This window comes from Paraburkholderia panacisoli (genome assembly GCF_008369935.1).
Classification (GTDB): Bacteria; Pseudomonadota; Gammaproteobacteria; order Burkholderiales; family Burkholderiaceae; genus Paraburkholderia; species Paraburkholderia panacisoli.
Map to the genome: position 1 here is coordinate 1 of NZ_VTUZ01000010.1, position 18,139 is coordinate 18,139.

General features: G+C 64.6%; 13 protein-coding genes and 1 pseudogene. 7 read left to right on the plus strand and 7 right to left on the minus strand.

Translation table 11 applies throughout. The annotated features are described in order from the left end of the window. The coding region (locus tag FVF58_RS54195; protein WP_281291216.1) for a hypothetical protein at window positions 1-1,292 on the minus strand (1,292 nt) is incomplete at its 3' end. Between the two features lie 1,236 nt (window positions 1,293-2,528). Between FVF58_RS54195 and FVF58_RS16450 the strand changes: the two are divergent. The 5 genes and pseudogenes from FVF58_RS16450 to FVF58_RS16470 all read left to right on the plus strand — a co-directional run bounded on the left by FVF58_RS16450 (window position 2,529) and on the right by FVF58_RS16470 (window position 7,866). Beyond that, window positions 2,529-3,289, plus strand: a pseudogene (locus tag FVF58_RS16450) (3-oxoacyl-ACP reductase). 387 nt (window positions 3,290-3,676) lie between these two features. Beyond that, the gene (locus FVF58_RS16455) at window positions 3,677-5,059 is read left to right on the plus strand and encodes an FAD-binding oxidoreductase (RefSeq protein WP_149670941.1); all 1,383 of its coding nucleotides are present in this window, start codon (window positions 3,677-3,679) and stop codon (window positions 5,057-5,059) included. Window positions 5,060-5,303: 244 nt separating this feature from the next. Beyond that, complete coding sequence (locus FVF58_RS16460; protein ID WP_149670942.1) at window positions 5,304-5,894, plus strand: BPSL1445 family SYLF domain-containing lipoprotein; 591 nt, start codon at window positions 5,304-5,306, stop codon at window positions 5,892-5,894. A gap of 245 nt (window positions 5,895-6,139) precedes the next feature. Next, entirely contained in the window at window positions 6,140-7,624 is a 1,485-nt protein-coding gene (locus FVF58_RS16465; RefSeq protein ID WP_149670943.1) for a SulP family inorganic anion transporter, read from the plus strand. Then, on the plus strand, window positions 7,624-7,866 hold the full coding sequence (locus FVF58_RS16470; RefSeq protein WP_149670944.1) for a hypothetical protein: 243 nt from the start codon (window positions 7,624-7,626) through the stop codon (window positions 7,864-7,866). Before FVF58_RS16465 ends, FVF58_RS16470 begins: the two co-directional genes overlap by 1 nt. Window position 7,867: 1 nt before the next feature. Here FVF58_RS16470 and FVF58_RS16475 read toward each other — a convergent pair whose 3' ends face one another. Together FVF58_RS16475 and FVF58_RS16480 are read right to left on the minus strand one after the other, a co-directional pair. Next, window positions 7,868-9,427 (minus strand): methyl-accepting chemotaxis protein, encoded by a 1,560-nt coding sequence (locus tag FVF58_RS16475; protein ID WP_149670945.1) that lies wholly within the window; start codon window positions 9,425-9,427, stop codon window positions 7,868-7,870. 231 nt (window positions 9,428-9,658) lie between these two features. Next, window positions 9,659-10,198 carry a YbaK/EbsC family protein gene (locus FVF58_RS16480; protein ID WP_149671157.1) on the minus strand — a complete coding sequence of 180 codons (540 nt, stop codon included), beginning with the start codon at window positions 10,196-10,198 and terminating at the stop codon, window positions 9,659-9,661. A gap of 253 nt (window positions 10,199-10,451) precedes the next feature. Here FVF58_RS16480 and FVF58_RS16485 point away from each other — a divergent pair, with 253 nt between their 5' ends. Next, on the plus strand, window positions 10,452-11,774 hold the full coding sequence (locus tag FVF58_RS16485; protein WP_149670946.1) for a YihY/virulence factor BrkB family protein: 1,323 nt from the start codon (window positions 10,452-10,454) through the stop codon (window positions 11,772-11,774). Window positions 11,775-12,226: 452 nt separating this feature from the next. Next, window positions 12,227-13,426: a porin gene (locus FVF58_RS16490; protein ID WP_149670947.1), complete on the plus strand. Its 1,200-nt coding sequence runs from the start codon at window positions 12,227-12,229 to the stop codon at window positions 13,424-13,426. Between the two features lie 192 nt (window positions 13,427-13,618). Here the strand turns inward: FVF58_RS16490 and FVF58_RS16495 are convergent, their stop codons facing one another. The 4 genes from FVF58_RS16495 to FVF58_RS16510 form a co-directional block, all read right to left on the minus strand. Then, window positions 13,619-14,491 (minus strand): proteasome-type protease, encoded by an 873-nt coding sequence (locus tag FVF58_RS16495; RefSeq protein ID WP_149670948.1) that lies wholly within the window; start codon window positions 14,489-14,491, stop codon window positions 13,619-13,621. A 186-nt stretch (window positions 14,492-14,677) separates the two neighbouring features. Continuing rightward, on the minus strand, window positions 14,678-15,478 hold the full coding sequence (locus FVF58_RS16500; protein ID WP_149670949.1) for a transglutaminase family protein: 801 nt from the start codon (window positions 15,476-15,478) through the stop codon (window positions 14,678-14,680). Between the two features lie 12 nt (window positions 15,479-15,490). Continuing rightward, entirely contained in the window at window positions 15,491-16,441 is a 951-nt protein-coding gene (locus tag FVF58_RS16505; protein ID WP_149670950.1) for an alpha-E domain-containing protein, read from the minus strand. 166 nt (window positions 16,442-16,607) lie between these two features. Then, a complete protein-coding gene (locus FVF58_RS16510; protein ID WP_149670951.1) occupies window positions 16,608-18,017 on the minus strand; it encodes a circularly permuted type 2 ATP-grasp protein in 1,410 nt (469 codons plus the stop codon). Between the last annotated feature and the right edge of the window lie 122 nt (window positions 18,018-18,139).

Sequence of the window (18,139 nt, forward strand, 5' to 3'; positions counted from 1 at the left end):
GCCCGAGCCGCTGCCGCCGTGACCGCCGTTGCCAGCACCACCGTTGCCCGAACCACCACCGCCATTGCCGCCGCCTCCGGGACCGCCGTTGCCCGAGCCGCTGCCGCCGTGACCGCCGTTGCCAGCACCACCGTTGCCCGAACCACCACCGCCATTGCCGCCGCCTCCGGGACCGCCGTTGCCCGAGCCGCTGCCGCCGTGGCCGCCATTGCCGGAGCCACCGTTGCCCGAACCACCACCGCCGTTGCCGCCGCCTCCGGGACCGCCGTTGCCCGAGCCGCTACCACCGTGGCCGCCGTTGCCGGAGCCACCGTTGCCCGAACCACCACCGCCGTTGCCACCGCTTCCGGGACCACCGTTGCCCGGGCCGCCGCCGCCGTGGCTGCCTTCGCCATGACCGCTTTGACCGTGGCCACCAGCACCCTGGCCGCCATCGCCATGGCTGCCGCCACTCTGGCCACCATCTCCGTGACCGCCGTCGCCTTGGCCACCGTTTCCATGACCGCCGTCGCCGTGGCCGCTTTGACCGTGGCCGCCTTCGCCGTGCCCGCCATCACCTTGGCCGCCGTCTCCATGACCACCGTCGCCGTGGCCGCTTTGACCATGACCACCGTCACCATGACCACCATCGCCGTGGCCGCCATCTCCATGACCACCATCACCTTGGCCACCGTCCCCATGGCCGCCATCGCCATGACCACCATCACCGTGGCCACCATCTCCATGACCGCCATCGCCGTGGCCGCTTTGACCGTGACTGCCATCGCCGTGACCGCCATCACCTTGGCCACCGTCTCCATGCCCGCCGTCCCCATGGCCGTGGCCGCCATCGCCATGATGACCACCATCTCCATGGCCGCCGTCACCATCACCACCGTCCCCATGGCCGTGGCCGCCGTCGCCATGATGACCGCCATCTCCATGGCCGCCGTCACCATCACCACCGTCCCCGTGACCGTGGCCGCCGTCGCCATGATGACCACCATCTCCATGGCCGCCGTCGCCATCACCACCGTCCCCATGACCGTGGCCGCCGTCGCCATGATGACCACCATCTCCATGGCCACCGTCACCATCACCACCGTCCCCATGACCATGGCCGCCATCGCCGTGATGACCACCATCTCCATGGCCGCCGTCACCATCACCGTCCCCATGGCCGTGGCCACCATCGCCATGATGACCACCATCACCATCCCCACCCTCGCCATGACCATGACCATGACCATGGCCGTGCCCATGGCCATGGCCACCACCATCACCGCCATCACCGCCATCACCGCCATCACCACCGCTACCGCCGTCGCCTCCCGTCCCCGACCCGCCATCGCCCGACCCACCGCCCTTCCCGCCTCCATCGCTGCCCGTGCTACCCGTGCTACCTGTGCTACCCGATCCAGGCCCACCACCGCCGCCGGAGTTGGTCACACCGCCACTGATCCCCGACCCCGCCGACGAGGTGCCATTGCCGCCTTGCGACCCCGCACTCGACGTCGTTCCCACACTTGCCGCGGCGAGTCCACCGCGGCCAATAAACACGCCATCGTTTTGCGGCCGGCAACCAGGAGCGCCGGACTCCGCGCAGCCACCCGACGATGCCTGTGCAAGCACGAGCGTGGAACTCGCCAACGGCGCGTCGGCCGGCGCCGGATTCGTTTGAGCGCCCGCCATCGCCGCATACAGACTCACCGCAACGGCCAATACCGCCTTGCGCGTCCCCAGTACCCGCGCATCCCCGCCTTGCTTTTTCATTTCATTCTCCTAACTATTCATCTAGAGTGACCGGCCCGAATAACGAGCGAATCTCTGCTCACCGTTAAAAAGCGAAAATTCAAAGCCCAGTCGGCGCTCCCTCACACGATGCAAAAACGTATCGCATATGGCTTCTCTCTCGCGCGGAAAATCCCGGTCCGATTTGGCGTGATCCGAGAGAAACAACTGGCTGCGCGCGAACCTCATCGTTAGAACGGCACAGCAAGGCCTGATGGACGTTGAAGTTATGCGCAGCGCCATGCGGCGACCGTGCGTTAGCCAACGCAATGCGATATCGCGAATCATTCCCCCCGCACACATCGCCGAATTGAAAAGGATCGACGAGCGCATCAAACACCGTAAACTCCTGCATTTATCTACGCAGTCCGAACTATTATTTATTCCGATTTGCCGGCCACTTCATCGGATAAATCAAATAACCGTCAATACATCCCAACGCGGTTTTTTTCAAACACCCAAGGTAATGACGTACCCGGCAGCGCTTTTTAAGTGCTACGCCGCACACAAACGCGCAACTGCCGAAGCCGAGTGAGCGCAATCAAACAGACAGGTTCAGCAGGACACGCTTTTCCACACCACCCGGCATCGATTCGACGACACGTTAACCAGTCGCCGCTCGACACCCACAAGAGCCTCACTCGAAGTCATCATCACTCCGACACGCGATCACCCAGGTGCAATTTCAAACTTCGTGCGTTGTCCCACACAGCACGCAAAACGCGAATCAGCGAACTTCATCGACAACAGAAACACAGATGCTTCTTTCCGAACAATGGGTGCTGGTGACCGGCGGCGCCCGCGGACTCGGCGCGGCGATCACGCGCGCATTGGTGCGCGAAGGCGCGAGCGTGGTCGTGAACTACCACAAGAGCGAATCCCTGGCGCTCGCGCTGAAAGAAGAACTCGGCGAGCGTGTACTGCCGCTCCAGGCAGACGTTACCAACCGCGTTGCCGTCGCGCGTCTGTTCGAAGCAGCGCGGGCGCAAACTGGCCAGCCCATCGCATCGGTCGTGAACAACGCGCTGGCCGACTTCCAGTTCGACGGCGACACGCGCCCGCCGATCGACTCAATCGACTGGGCGCGTTTCCAGCAGCAGCTCGACGGCTCGCTCAAGGGCGCACTCGATACGCTGCAAGCAGCCGCGCCCGGCATGCGCGCGCGAGGGTCAGCCGCATCGTCGACGTGAGCACCAATCTGTTTCAGAATCCCGTGGTCCCCTATCACGACTACACGGCGGCCAAGGCGGCGCTGTTGTCACTGACAGGTACCGCCGCGCACGATCTCGGCCCTGACGGCATCACGGTCAACATGGTGTCGGCCGGACTGCTGCGCACCACCGACGCGAGCGCGGCGACGCCGGAATTCGTGTTCGACCTGATCGCCAGTTCCACGCCAGTGCGCCGCGTCACAACACCCGAGGAATTCGCCGACGCCGTGTTGTTCTTTCTGTCGCCATGGGGGCGCGCGGTCACGGGCCAGAACCTGATCGTCGACGGTGGTCTCGTGAAGGGCTGAACACCTGTGCATTGGCTTGCACATTGATCTGTACATTGTCCCGTGCAGGGTCCCGCGTTGGGCGGCACCAACACACGGGCGCCGCGCAAAGTGTCGCCGCGCAACCATCAGCGCGGCGCAACCCAACACTTCGCCGCGCGAATTTTTCCCGAAGTATTCCCACCATCCGCGGCCCTCGCACGCGTCATAGCAGCCGCGGCTGCCCGCTGACGCTTGTCGCGCGAGCGCTTGCGCGAAAGCAGCGGCGAGCGCGGGTAAACCTTTGTTTGACATGACGGGGCAGGCCCGTTTACTGGACGCACATCAACCTCTCAATACGCTTTCATGCGCTTTTGCCTAGGTGAATAGTGTTCTGAGAACGCCCTCCACTCTCCGACGAGGTAAGCCATGGTCAATGTTTCCAGCAGCGCAATCGACGACTTGAAATCCACGATCCGGGGCCAGCTGCTGCACCCCGGCGACGCGAGCTTCGATCAGGCGCGCAGCATCTGGAACGCGATGATCGATCGGCACCCGGCGATGATCCTGCGTTGCGCGGGCGCCGCCGACGTGCGCCGCGGCGTTGCGTTCGCGCGCGACAACGGCCTGCCTCTGGCGATTCGCGGCGGCGGTCACAACATCGGCGGCAGCGCGCTGTGCGATGACGGTCTCGTACTCGATCTGTCGTCGATGAGATCCGTGCGTATCGACCCGGCGGCGAAGCGCGCATACGTCGAGCCGGGCGCGACGCTCCACGATTTCGATCACGAAGCGCAGGCCTTCGGGCTCGCCACGCCGCTCGGCATCAACTCGACCACTGGGGTCGCGGGCCTGACGCTCGGCGGCGGCTTCGGCTGGCTCAGCCGCAAGTACGGCATGACGATCGACAATCTGCTCTCAGCGGACATCGTCACCGCCGACGGCGAGTTGCTGCACGTCAGCGCCGATGCCCACGAAGATCTGTTCTGGGCGATTCGCGGCGGCGGCGGTAATTTCGGCGTCGTCACGCAATTCGAGTTCCAGTTGCATCCGGTCGGTCCGCTCGTCTACGGCGGCCTCGTCGTGCTGCCGATCGAACAGGCGAAGGACGCGCTGATCAAATACCGCGCCGACGAACGCCCTGACGAACTCGCCGTCTGGGCGGTTGCGCGGCTCGCGCCGCCGCTGCCGTTCCTGCCGCCCGAAGTGCACGGCAAGCCGGTGATCGTCTTCGCGATGTGCTATTGCGGCCCGCTTGAAAACGGGCCATCCGTGGTGGAACCGGTGCGCGGCTATGGGACGCCGCTCGGCGAACATCTCGGCCCGATGCCTTACGTGGCATGGCAACAGGCGTTCGATCCGCTGCTCACGCCAGGCGCGCGCAATTACTGGAAGTCGCACAATCTCGCCGGCATCGACGACGGCATGATCGACGCGCTGCTCCAGGCGATCGCCAATCTGCCGTCGCCTCAATGCGAGATTTTCTTCGGACAGATCGGCGCGCAAACGCAACGCGTGCCGGTCGCGGCCACCGCTTATTCGAGCCGCGATACGCAGTACGCGATGAACGTGCATGGCCGCTGGGACGATGCCGGCGACGACGAGCGCTGCATCGCGTGGTCGCGCGCGTTCTTCGATGCGGCCGCGCCGTTCGCGCTCGGCAGTGTGTACGTGAACTTCATGACGCAGGAAGAAGGCGGCCGCGTCGCCGATGCATACGGGCCGAACTACGAACGGCTCGTCGCGGTAAAAGGCCGCTACGATCCGCACAATCTTTTCCGTTGCAACCAGAACATTCGTCCAGCTGCTTAATCTGACTGAGGTCAGTTCAACGGGGAATCACACAGCCTTGCCGCGCGATTCCCCGCTAATATCGCGCAAAGCCCGCCGCCGCTGCGCAGGCCGCGGGCTCGGGCACGCTATCTGCTAACTTGTCATTGCCGTACGGGCCTGCCGACATCCCGGCATGACGACCCGCGTGTGAACGGGAGCGGATAGAAGGACTCGAACTCATGCACATCCCGCCCACTTCTATAACTTAAAAGGAAAAGCCATCATGCGCAGACGACAGTTCATCCTCACCGGCAGCGCTGCTTTGGCCGCTGCAGGCCTCGGCCTCGCCGGTTGCACGACGACTTCACCGTCTTCCAGCGCGTCGCCCGCGGCAAACGCCGGCAAGCGCGACACGATCAACGCAGGCGTCGATTCGACGCTCGCGCGTCTCTACGAAAACGTCAACGGCTCGCGCGAACTGGTCGGGAAAGCGCGCGGCGTCCTCGTGTTCCCGTCGGTGATCTCGGCGGGCTTCTGGATCGGCGCCCAGTATGGCGAAGGGGCGCTACGCGTGAACGGCCAGACGACCGGTTACTACAGCACCGTCGCCGGCTCGTTCGGTTTGCAGATCGGCGCGCAGTCCAAGGCTCTCGTGTTCCTGTTCATGACGCAGGAAGCATTGGACACATTCCTCCACAGCCAGGGATGGGCGGCCGGCGCGGATGCCACCGTCGCCGTGCTGAAGGTCGGCGCGAACGGCGCGGTCGACACGTCCACCGCGACGAGCCCCGTCGAAGCATTCGTGCTGACGAACGGCGGCTTGATGGCTGGCGTGTCGCTCGAAGGCACCAAGATTTCGCGTCTGATCATCTGACCGTCATTTGAAGCCGTCTGAAGAACCCGCACTTGCCGTGACGCCGCCGCCCCAGCGGCGTGCGTGACGGCGCCGCGGCGACCTTGAGCGCCGCGCCGGCGGCATCGACCGCACTGCTGTAAAATCCCCCCCTTTTTGCGATTCTCACCGGCCACCGTTTCTGCCAGGGCCGGCGGAAGCATCTCTGCGCAGGGCGACATGCGCCGCTTGCCCCCACGCGCTCCCCACTCCCCATTTCGTCGAAGATGACCACCGCTAGTTCCACTCACGGCCGGTTCGCCGGGCTGGCCGGCATCAAGAGCAACGTGCTCGCAGGCCTGACCTCGTCGTTCGCATTGGTGCCCGAATGCATCGCCTTCGCGCTGGTCGCCCACCTCAATCCGTTGATGGGTCTGTACGGCGCGTTCGTCATCTGCACCGGCACGGCCCTGTTCGGCGGACGCCCCGGCATGATTTCCGGAGCCGCCGGATCGATGGCGGTGGTCATCGTGGCGCTGGTCGTGCAGCACGGCGCGCAATATCTGCTCGCCACGGTGATCCTCAGCGGCATCCTGATGGTGCTGTTCGGCGCGTTGCGGCTGGGCAAGCTGATCCGCATGGTCCCGCATCCGGTGATGCTCGGCTTCGTCAACGGCCTCGCGATCGTCATCGCCACCGCGCAGCTCGCGCACTTCAGGCAGAGCACACCGCAAGGCGAACAATGGCTGCACGGCGGCGCACTGGCGTGGATGTGCGGCCTCGTCGCGCTGACCATGGCGATCGTCTACGCGCTGCCGCGGCTCACGCGCGCCGCGCCGCCCGCGCTGGTGGCGATCGTCGGCGTGGGCCTCTTCACGCAGCTGCTGCATCTGCCCACGCGCACGCTCGGCGACATGGCGCACATCGCGGGCGGCTTGCCCGCGCTGCACCTGCCGGCCGTGCCGTTGAACCTGGACACGCTGCGCGTGGTGCTGCCCTACGCGGTGCTGATGGCGATCGTCGGTCTGCTCGAAACGCTGCTCACCTTCAATCTGACCGACGAGATCACGGAAACGCGCGGTCAGCCGAATCGCGAATGCCTCGCGCTGGGCGCGGCGAATCTCGCCTCGGGACTGTTCGGTGGAATGGGCGGCTGCGCGATGATCGGCCAGACCATGATCAATCTGAATTCGGGCGGCCGGTCGCGGTTGTCGGGCATCGTCAGCGGCGTGATGATCCTGATGTACATCCTGTTCCTGTCGCCGCTGACCGAGCGGATTCCGCTCGCGGCACTGGTCGGCGTGATGTTCGTCGTGGGGCAGCAGACCTTCGCATGGGGTTCGCTGCGCGTGCTCGGCAAGGTGCCGCGCAACGACGCGCTGGTGATCGTCGCGGTCACCATCATCACCGTGTTCTCCGATCTGGCGATCGCCGTGATGTGCGGCATCGTGATCGCCGCGCTCAATTTCGCGTGGCAGCATGCGCGCGAAATTTACGCGCATGTCGAGGACCGCGCCGGCGACAAAACCTACGTGCCGCGCGGCACGCTTTTCTTCGCATCGACCACCCGCTTTCACGAGCTGTTCGATCCGCTCGACGATCCGGAGCGCGTCACGATCGATTGCAGCCACCTGCTGCTCGCGGACCATTCAGCGCTGGCGGCGTTGCAGGGACTGGTCGAGCGCTATCGCAAAGCCGGCAAGCAACTGCGCGTGAAGAATCTGTCGGAGCGCAATCGGCGCCTGAGCCGCGCGGGAATGGGCTTCGCGTGATGGACGCGGCATACGCCGGCGCCATTGCGCCCGCCCAGATGCGCGATGTCTACGTGATGCAAACGCGGAGTAAAGAACGCTCCAACGCCGACATCCTGTTGCTGGCGATGCGCAATATCTGGCCGCACGATCCGGTCGGTCGGCTCAAGGAAGCCGGTTTTGACTGCCACCGCCGGCGATCAATATGGCGCGTGATGGGACGTCCTCGAGGGCTGCTTCGCCGTCGCGTGACCGGCCCGTGATTCAGCGTTGCTGCGGCAACGTGAACACGGCAATCGCTGCGGAGAGCTGACCGGTCTGCGCCTTGAGCACGTCGGCGGAAGCGCTCGCTTCTTCCACCAGCGCCGCGTTCTGCTGGGTCGTCTGATCCATGCTCGCCACCGCGATGTTGACCTGCTCGATACCCGAGCTTTGCTCCACCGACGCCGCGCTGATTTCGCCCATGATGTCGGTCACGCGGCGCACCGCCAGCACGACTTCCTGCATGGTTTCGCCGGCGCGGCCCACGTATTGCGAACCGTCCGCGATCTGTGCCGCCGACTCTTCGATCAGCGCCTTGATCTCCTTCGCGGCCGCCGCGCTGCGTTGCGCGAGCGTGCGCACCTCGCCCGCCACCACCGCGAAGCCGCGGCCTTCCTCGCCGGCACGCGCCGCCTCGACCGCGGCGTTCAAAGCCAGGATGTTGGTCTGAAACGCAATCCCTTCGATCACGCCAATGATGTCGCCGATCCGATGCGAGGACTGCGAGATGCCGCGCATCGTCTCGACCACCTGGCCGACCACTTCGCCGCCGCGCGCCGCCGTCTCCGAGGCGTTGTGCGCAAGCTGGCTGGCCTGCTTCGCGTTGTCTGCGTTCTGCTTCACGGTCGCGGTGATCTGCTCCATGCTCGACGCCGTTTCACCGAGCGCGCTCGCCTGCTGTTCGGTGCGGCGCGACAGGTCCGCGTTGCCGGCGGCGATCTCGTTGGACACCGTCGCGATCAGCGTCGCACCGCCGCGAATCTGCGTGATCGCTTGCGCAAGGCGCTGCTGCATGCGCTGCATCGCGGCGAGCAGACTGGTTTCGTCGCCGGACCTGGTGGTGACGGCCACGTCGAGGTCGCCGTCGGCGATGCGCGACGCGATCTGCGCCGCGTAGGCCGGTTCGCCGCCGAGTTGCCGCAGGATGCTGCGCAGGATCACGCCGATCACGAGCGACACCAGCAAGCTCAGAATCAGCGACGCGCCGGCGTATTGCGCGAGCGCCGTGTAAAACGCGTTGTCGATGTCGTCGGTGTAGACGCCGGTGACGATGGTCCAGTCCCACGGCTTGTAGAGCCGCATGTAGTTGATCTTCGGCGCGAGTTCGCTGGAACCCGGTTTCGGGAATTGCAGATGCACGAACGCTTCGCCTTCGCGCTGGGTTTGCTCCGAACCTTCCTTGAATACATGGCGGCCGTCCGGATCGGTGACGCCCGTCATGTCCTTGCCGACGAGGTCGGAGCGCGTGCCGTGCATCAGTACGCGGGCGTGGCTGTCCTCGAGCACGAGGTAGCCGCCGGCGCCGTCGTAGCGCATCGCGCGCAGGTCGTCCATCGCCGCGCGTTGCGCGTCGGCGAGCGGCATCGTGCCGGCCGCGGCGAGCGCGTTATATCGATCCAGCACGCTATACGCGACACCGACCACGCTTTTCAGTTCGGCTTGCCGGTCGGCGATCATCGTGTCGCGCGTTTTGAAGGCACCCCATATGCCGATCGCCAGAATGCCCATGCACATCACAGCCAGCGCGAGCCAAAGCCGCACTTTCAGGCGAAACCGTTCCATCTCCGTATCCCTGGTACTTGTCGTCGGCGCGCCGCTCGAACGGACCCCGGCGACGGTTATGTCGATCTTTGGATTAACGGCGGAACGGGGGAAAACTTCAGGTTTTGTTCTTCGATGCCTGGGGGGCGGCGGCCTGCGGCGACGGTATAACCCGTCGCCTTTGCGTGCACGGCGGCGCCCTGGATCAGTGCGGCCGTTCGCGCGGAACACGCGCCGAGCGCGCGCCGCGCGTTACTCCAGCGGCAGCGTCAGCGACGCGATTTCGCAGCGCGGCCATTGCCGCAGCACGCCTGGCGCGAGCAGCAGCTTGGCCGCGCGCACGCCCGCGCCCATCACGATCTGCGCGCGCTCCATCACCGCGGCGTCGACCAGAACCCGCCAGTCGGGCGGCAAGCCGAACGCGGTGATCCCGCCGAACTCCATGCCGCTGTGCTCCACCGCCTGTTCCCGCTTGGCGAACGAGAGCCGTTGCGCGCCCAGCGCGGCCTTCACCGCGCCGTTGATGTCCAGCCGCCGCGAACCCAGCGAGACCAGCGCCGCGTAATGCTCGGCGCCCTCTTTCTTATAGCGGACCACGATGGTGTTCGCGCAGTCTTCCAGACCGAAGCCATAGCGCGCGCTGAATGCGGCGGTGTCCGACGCGTCGTCGGTGACGGCAAAAACCGTCACGCCGTGAGCCGGCAACTCTTCGACGACATGCGCAGGCAAGTGCGCGCCCAATTGTTCCGCGGCAATGACATCCAGCGGCTGTACGAGTTCGTGCGAGTGCATAGTGAGCAAGGTGTGTGAGGATCCCCTGGCATTCTAACGGCACACTGCGCGGACGGTGGCGCGGCGCGCGGCATCGGTCGGGTCGAGCTGGCGCTTGCCTGCGCGGTTCGTTTGGGCGCTTATTTGCGCAGTTAACTTGTATAGTCACAGGCACAAGGTTTGCGAAAGGCTTGATGCGAACACTGCGTCGGGGCCACCTCGAGGGCTCGTCCAGGGCATATCCCACGCCGGCACTCCATTGAGAAACACGACCATGGACATCGACAGCCTTTCCGCGGATAACCTCCAGCATGCGGCCCGCAAGCAGGCCAACTGGGCGATCGGCGCGTTCAAGCAGTTCTCCGACGACCGCTGCGCTGCCATGGCCGCCAGCATCGCCTTCTATGCGGCGTTCTCGCTCGCCCCGACGCTTGTCATGGTGATCGCGGTGGCCGGCTGGTTCTTCGGCGCCGCCGCCGCGCGCGGCGAGCTGTACCACCACATCAACGGACTGCTCGGCAACCAGGCCGCGGCGGGCGTGCAGACCATCGTCGAGAACGCGCATCACAACGGCAGCGCCGGCGGCATCGCGGCGATCATTTCGTTCTCGGCGCTGGCGATCGGCGCGTCGGCCACTTTTTCGTCGCTCAATACCGCGCTCAATCAGGTATGGCCTTACACCGGGCCGCGCACCTCGAGCGTGATCGCGCTGGTGCGGGTGCGCCTGATCTCGTTCGGACTGGTGCTGGGCGTCGCCTTTCTGCTGATCGTCTCGCTGGTGCTCGATACGGTCATCACCTTTGTCGGCAACTGGTTGTGGGGCGATTCGCCCTACGTGGTGATCGGCAACCTGCTGCAACTCGGGGTTGGGCTGCTGGTGCTGGCGTTCGCCTTTGCCGGGCTGCTCAAATTCCTGCCGGACGCCAAGGTGCGCTGGCGCGATGCGCTGGTTGGCGGGATCGTCGCGGCCGTGCTGTTTTCGGCGGGCAAGAAACTGTTCGCTTTATATCTGGCGCACGCGGGCATGGCGACTTCGTTCGGCGCGGCCGGCTCGCTCGCGGTGCTGCTGATGTGGCTGTACTTCTCGGCCGCCGTGCTGCTGCTCGGCGCGGAATTTTCGGCGGCTCGCGGACGTCAGCACGATCCGCGCGGCGGCTGGGGCATGCAGGACGGCGGGCCGCCGGGCAGCCGCGCGAAGCTCGCGTCGGTGCTGGCGGCGTCGACGGTCGCGGGGTATGTGCAAGCGCGGGCCGACCGTCACGTTGCGGACACGCCCGACGCGTCGTCCACCCCGACGCGCGCGCCAGGGACTCTCGGGGTGCAGGCGCGCAACCCGGCTTCCGCACGCTCGACCGCCGTCAAGGTTGCGCGCGGCGTCGTGGAAGCCGAAGCACAGGCCACCCGTCTCGCGGCGCTCGCGCTGGTCGAAACCCGCCGCCAAGCCAAGGCGGCCGACCGCTATGTCAGGCGGAACCCGTGGACCTCGGTGGTGCTTGCCGCGGTGGCGGGCCTCGCCGCTGCCACGGCGGCGCGCCGCAATAGCGACGAACGCGCCGAGGACGAGTTCCGCAGCGAAGACCGCGCCGAGCGCCGCTAAACGCGGTCGACCGCTCTGCGCTGTCCGCCGGAGCAACCCGAAGCTTCGAACCGCGGGCCGATGGTTGCACCCATCCGTCCGTCCGGTTGCTCCCCGCTCTGCTCACAACGCATCGCTTCTGTCTAGCCGGTCACTAGAAGACCTTCATTACCGCGTTGGTGGATTCTTCGCGGAATGGTCCAGACCATTAGACGACTTGATTACAAACCACCTTCAAATTAGTGCCGAAACTGCGATCAACCCCACTGTCGCTGTCGACAAAACAACAATAATGCGTAGTCCACCGATAACTATTGCGCAAACCGAAATAATCCATAACGGGCTTTAAATACAAGGCTTTGCATAGTTTGTCAGTTTTTGGCGACACTCTTTTTTTTCCGGTTCTTACCGATACGCGCAGTGAGCTATTCTTCTTTTCGCAACAACGACTAATCATCTGCGTGGAGAAATGGATGAAACGAATCGCGCTGTCTACCCTCTCGCTGGCGCTTCTGGGCGTCACCGGCGTGGCACATGCTCAAAGCAGCGTCACCCTGTATGGCTTGATCGATGAATCGATCCAATACGTGAATAATTCCACGCCCACTGGCGGGGCCGTCTTTCGAACTTTCAGCGGCAACCTGCAAGGCAGCCGCTTCGGCCTGAAGGGCACGGAAGATCTGGGCGGTGGTCTGAAGGCCATTTTCCAGTTGGAAAACGGCTTCAACGTGAACAACGGCAAGATGGGCACCTACGGCTATAACGGCACCAGCCTGCTGTTCGGTCGCCAGGCCTACGTTGGCTTGAGCCACGATGCCTACGGTACGTTCACCGCTGGTCGTCAGTATGACCCGCTCGTCGACATGGTTCAGCCGCTGACCGGCGACAACTACTTCGGTAGCACGTTCGCAACGCCGGGCGACGTGGACAACAACGACAACAGTTCCCGCACGAGCAACGCTCTCAAGTACGTTTCGCCGGTGTTCGGAGGCTTCCAGGTCGAAGGCCTGTACGCACTGGGCGGCGTTGCGGGTCAAACGGGTTCGGGCCAAACGTGGGGTGCTGCGGGAACGTACGCAACGGGTCCGTTCAGCGTCGCTGCTGGCTACGTCTCGATGAGCAACAACCACACGACTGCACTCGTCCGTACGACCGGATGGACCAGCACGTCGGATGGCATGTTTGACTCCGCCTTCCCCACCTCAGCAGGCATCAACGCCGCGTACGCCACTGCGTCGAGGATCGGCATCGCTTCGGTGGCTGTTCAGTACGTTACTGGTCCGTGGACGGGCAACCTGAGCTACAGCAACGCTCAGTACTACCATGACGGCAGCTCGACGTTCGGTCAGACCCAGAAGTACAACGTCGGCCGCGCCTACCTGGGCTATCAGATCACGCCGGCAGCGTTGCTGGGTATTGGCTACGCGTACACGAAGGGTCACGGCGACTCATCCGCGACGTATAACCAGGTGTCGCTGGGCGGCGATTACTCGATCTCCAAGCGCACGGACTTCTACCTGGTTGGCGCATGGCAGCATGCAAGCGGCGAACAGCGTGTACCGGGAGTGGGCGGCGGTCTCGAGTCGGCCACGGCTTCGATCGGTTCGTATGGCGACCAGTCGAGCACCAGCAACCAGGTCATGGTCAGCCTTGGTATCCGTCACAAGTTCTGATCGGGACTTGCTACGTAGCTGAAAGCCACGTAGTAAAAAGCCAGCCAGAGGCAATGCCGATGGCTGGCTTTTTTTCGTCTTGAGATTTTGTCGCGCGGCGGGTGTGGCAGCCGGCTGCGGCAACAAAAAAAAAGCCGCCGCCAAATCCGTGATCGGATTCGGCGGCGGCCCTCGCATTGGACAACAGCCGCCCTAACGCCGCTGCACCTTCCCCTTGTCCGCCTGCGCGAGCGTCTGCGCGGGCTTCGCGTCGAGTTCATGCTCGATGCCATCGGCGCCCACCGGCGCGCGATGCAGCACCAGCCCCCGTTCACTTTGCATCGACGGCACGTTGGACGCGTCCTGCCAGTCCGGATCGGGAATCGCGCCGAACACCTGGCGCAACTGCTCACCCCACGTGCTGTGGATCATCTCGAAGTACGCGTTGTCGCGGTCGATCGACACGAAACGCGTGACGCGCAGCGCGTCCTTCTCGTAGACCAGCAGATCGAGCGGCAAGCCCACCGACAGGTTCGAGCGCAACGTCGAATCCATCGAGATCAGCGCGCACTTGGCGGCTTCGTCGAGCGGCGTGGACGGCGTCAGCACGCGATCGATGATCGGCTTGCCGTACTTCGCCTCGCCGATCTGGAAATACGGGTTCACCGCCGAGGCTTCGATGAAGTTGCCCGCCGAGTAGATCATGAACAGGCGCGGCCGGTTGCCCGCGATCTGCCCGCCGAGAATGAAGCTGCAATTGAAGTCGACGCCGAATTCCTGCAGCGCCTGCGCCTCGCGCTGATGCACGCTGCGCACCGCGCGGCCGACCACGCGTGCCGCGTCGGCCATCGTGGGGGCGCTCCAGAGCGTGGGCAACGTGACGTCGATCGGCTCGGACAACTCGTGCAGCACCGCTTGCGTGAGCGACAGATTGCCGGCGCCCAGCAGTACGAGCATGCGTTCGCCCGGCTGCTCGAACACTGACATCTTGCGCGCGGTGCTGATGTGATCGACGCCCGCATTGGTGCGCGTGTCCGACAGGAACACGAGCCCTTCATCGACGGCCATCGCTACGCAGTAGGTCATAAGGTACCCGCGAAAAGCAACTGAACAGCGCTATTGTAATGCCGCGCGCATGCGCTTCTGTCCCGCGCCTTTCTGTATTACGGCTTTTGCGGGCCCCATCTGAAGGAATGCGCGGGCCAGCGCCCGCCGCTTGCGCGATGGAGCAAGCCGCCCCGCACGCGGTCCGCGAAACGCTCTACCGGCTCGCTACTGAGGCAATTGCGCGCTGACCGTCACGGACACCTTCAGTTGCTCTTCGAGCCCGCCGATACGCCGTCCACGCACCGGCGCGGCGGCTTCGTAGTCGCGCGCGACGGCGAGCCGGCAGTAGATCTCGCTGGCGAACGCGGCGTGCGTGACGTCGATCGAAATCCAGCCCTTGCCGTCGAGCCATACATCGACCCACGCATGGCTTGCGCCTTGCGGGACGTCGCCGGGTTCGATATAGCCGCTCACGTAGCGCGCCGGAATGCCGCGTAAGCGGCAGCACGCCAGCATCAGATGCGCATGGTCCTGGCACACGCCGTTGCCGAGCGCGAGCGCCTGCGCGGCCGTGCTGGTGACTTCGGTGACGCCCGGGTTGTACTGCACGCGCTGCACGATCTGCTCGGACAGCGTGATCAGATTGGCCGAACTCGCGAGACTCGGCACCGATTCGGCCAGCTCGCGGATCGCCGCGTCGGCCTCGGTCAACCGCGTCGAGCAGGTGAAATGTTCGAGCGGAATCGGGCCGACCGCGTCGCGCAGCAAACCGTCGACGAGCGGGATCGTGTCCACCTCGCCGGCCACATGCAGACGGATCTCGTCATGCGGCTTGTTGATGACCAGCGTGTGCAGGATGTTGCCGTACGCATCGAAGGTCGCGTCGAGCTTGCCCGGCGCGTCGATGCTCCAGCGCCGCACCACCTGCGACGCACCGCTCGCAGGCGTCAGACGCAATTGCTGGATCGAATAATGGACCGTCGCTTCGTAGCGATAGGACGTGTCGTGGCGGATCGTCAGGTACATAAAAAAACTCCGTCAGGCGACTGGCAGCATCAGATAGGTCCGCGCGACCAGATTGCCCAGCTCGAACACACGAGCCAGGAACTGTGTCAGATAGGCGTGCAACCCGGCTTCGAAAATCTGCCGGATGTCGGAATAGACGAGCTCCGCGCGCAACTTGCCGGCAAAGCGTTCGCACTGGTTCGAGCCCGAGGTGCGCAGCATCGCCAGATTCGCGCACACGCCTTCGAGCGATGCCAGCAGCGAGCGCGGCATCTGCTGGTTCAAGATCATCAGTTCGACCACGCGCGCCGGCGTGACGACGTCGCGATACACCTTACGGTAGATTTCGAGCGCCGACACCGAACTCAGAATCGAAGTCCAGTAATAGAAGTCTTCGAGCTGGCGCGCGGCATCCCGTGAATTCGGTTCGACATCCGCGAAGCGCACGTCGAGAATCCGCGCGGTGTTGTCGGCGCGTTCGAGGTAGGTGCCGAGCTGCGTGAAGAAGAACGCGTCGTCCTGCAGCGCGGTGCCGATCGTCACGCCGCGCGACAGATGCGAGCGGAACTTCACCCACTCGAACAGCGAACCCGGATTGTTCGCGGCCTGGCCTGACGAAACGCGCTCGTTGAATTCGAGCCACGTGTCGTTGATGGTCTCCCACCATTCGGTGGTCAGCGTGCCGCGCACGGCGCGGGCGTTTTCGCGCGCCGCCTGCAAACACGAATGGATACTCGACGGATTGTTCGCGTCCGCCACCATGAAATCGAGCACGTGTTCGCGAGACGGCTCGTCGTAGCGCTGTGCGAACGCGGATTCGAGTTCGGAGATGCGCAGCACCGAACGTTGCGCGCGCGCCTCCTGTTCCGGCGTCTGCGGCAGCAGCAGCGCCTTCAGGTTGATGTCGAGCATGCGGGCGGTGTTCTCCGCGCGCTCCATGTAGCGGGCCATCCAGAAAAGGTGATCGGCGGTGCGGCTTAGCATGACGGCGTTCCGTATCTGATGACGCGGGCCTGCGTCGAAGAGAAAGGCCCGCGCCGGTTATCCGTGTGCGCCGGCGGCGGATTGCGTGCCGCCGTGGCGCGCTGGGTTGCGAACGCGCCGGCCTGAGCGCTCGATGAGCGGCCCGGCGAGCGCACCGGCAACTGCGTCAGTCGACCATCCAGGTATCTTTGGTCCCGCCTCCCTGCGACGAGTTGACGACCAGCGAACCCTCCTGCAGCGCGACGCGCGTGAGACCGCCGGCCACCATCGTGACGGTCTTGCCCGACAGCACGAACGGACGCAGATCGATATGGCGCGGCGCGATGCCCGCTTCGACGAACGTCGGACACGCGGACAGCGCGAGCGTGGGCTGCGCGATGTAGCCGGCCGGCCGCGCGATCAGACGTTCGCGGAACGCTTCGATTTCGGCTTGCGTCGACGCCGGTCCCACCAGCATCCCGTAGCCGCCCGCGCCATGCACTTCCTTGACGACCAGCTCCGGCAGATGCGCGAGCGTATAAGCGAGGTCGTCGGGCTTGCGGCACTGGAACGTGGGCACGTTGTTGAGGATCGGCTTTTCGCCGAGGTAGAACTCGACCATGTCCGGCACGTACGGGTAGATCGATTTGTCGTCGGCGATGCCGGTGCCCATCGCGTTCGCGAGCGCCACGCGCCCGGCGCGATACGCGGTCAGCAGGCCCGGCACGCCGAGCGCCGAGTCGTTGCGGAAGGCGAGCGGATCGAGAAAGTCGTCGTCGACACGGCGGTAGATCACGTCGACCCGCTTCGGCCCCTGCGTGGTGCGCATGAACACATAGTTGTCGTCGACGAACAGGTCCTTGCCTTCCACCAGCTCCACGCCCATCTGCTGCGCGAGGAACGTGTGCTCGAAATACGCGGAGTTGTACATGCCAGGCGTGAGCACCACCACGACCGGATCGTCGACGCCTTCGGGCGCGACCGAACGCAGCGTATCGAGCAGCAGATCGGGATAGTGCGCGACCGGCGCGATGCGGTTCTGCACGAACAGCTCCGGGAAAAGCCGCATCATCATCTTGCGGTTTTCCAGCATATAGGAGACGCCCGACGGCACGCGCAGGTTGTCTTCGAGCACGTAGAACTCGCCTGCGTCGCCGGCGCGCACCACGTCGACACCGGCAATATGCGCGTAAACACCGAGCGGCACATTCACGCCCTGCATCTCCGGCCGGTACTGCGCATTGGTATAAACCTGCTCGGCCGGCACGATGCCCGCGCGTACGATGTTGCGATCGTGATAGACGTCGTGGATGAACAGATTGAGCGCCTGCACCCGCTGGCGCAAACCGGCTTCGAGGGTCTGCCATTCGCCGCGCGGAATGATACGCGGGATCAGGTCGAAAGGAATCAGCCGCTCAGTGCCGGACAGATCGCCGTTCACCGCGAAGGTGATGCCGACCCGTCGAAACAGCAGGTCGGCTTCCGCACGCTTGCGTGCGATCGCCTCGTTGCCCTGCTGGACCAACCATCGCTCGAAACGCGCATAGTGTGGCCGCACGGCATCGTCATGATGACGCATCTCGTCATAGCATCGCATGTCACGCCCCGCTCTTGTTGTCGGATAGAAGGCGAATGCGCTGCGCATTCGGTGTTCGACCTCAATCAAGCAAACGCTATGCCATTGAGCTTTTGGTGCCCGAGACACGTTGCATGCACGCT

Excerpts from the sequence above, each read along its gene's own strand:
- FVF58_RS16460 (WP_149670942.1), top strand. The coding sequence starts at position 5,304 with ATGCGCAGACGACAGTTCATCCTCACCGGCAGCGCTGCTTTGGCCGCT.
- FVF58_RS16510 (WP_149670951.1), bottom strand. The coding sequence starts at position 18,017 with ATGCGATGCTATGACGAGATGCGTCATCATGACGATGCCGTGCGGCCA.
- FVF58_RS16475 (WP_149670945.1), bottom strand. The coding sequence starts at position 9,427 with ATGGAACGGTTTCGCCTGAAAGTGCGGCTTTGGCTCGCGCTGGCTGTG.
- FVF58_RS16500 (WP_149670949.1), bottom strand. The coding sequence starts at position 15,478 with ATGTACCTGACGATCCGCCACGACACGTCCTATCGCTACGAAGCGACG.
- FVF58_RS16485 (WP_149670946.1), top strand. The coding sequence starts at position 10,452 with ATGGACATCGACAGCCTTTCCGCGGATAACCTCCAGCATGCGGCCCGC.
- FVF58_RS16495 (WP_149670948.1), bottom strand. The coding sequence starts at position 14,491 with ATGACCTACTGCGTAGCGATGGCCGTCGATGAAGGGCTCGTGTTCCTG.
- FVF58_RS16455 (WP_149670941.1), top strand. The coding sequence starts at position 3,677 with ATGGTCAATGTTTCCAGCAGCGCAATCGACGACTTGAAATCCACGATC.
- FVF58_RS16470 (WP_149670944.1), top strand. The coding sequence starts at position 7,624 with ATGGACGCGGCATACGCCGGCGCCATTGCGCCCGCCCAGATGCGCGAT.
- FVF58_RS16490 (WP_149670947.1), top strand. The coding sequence starts at position 12,227 with ATGAAACGAATCGCGCTGTCTACCCTCTCGCTGGCGCTTCTGGGCGTC.
- FVF58_RS16505 (WP_149670950.1), bottom strand. The coding sequence starts at position 16,441 with ATGCTAAGCCGCACCGCCGATCACCTTTTCTGGATGGCCCGCTACATG.
- FVF58_RS16480 (WP_149671157.1), bottom strand. The coding sequence starts at position 10,198 with ATGCACTCGCACGAACTCGTACAGCCGCTGGATGTCATTGCCGCGGAA.
- FVF58_RS16465 (WP_149670943.1), top strand. The coding sequence starts at position 6,140 with ATGACCACCGCTAGTTCCACTCACGGCCGGTTCGCCGGGCTGGCCGGC.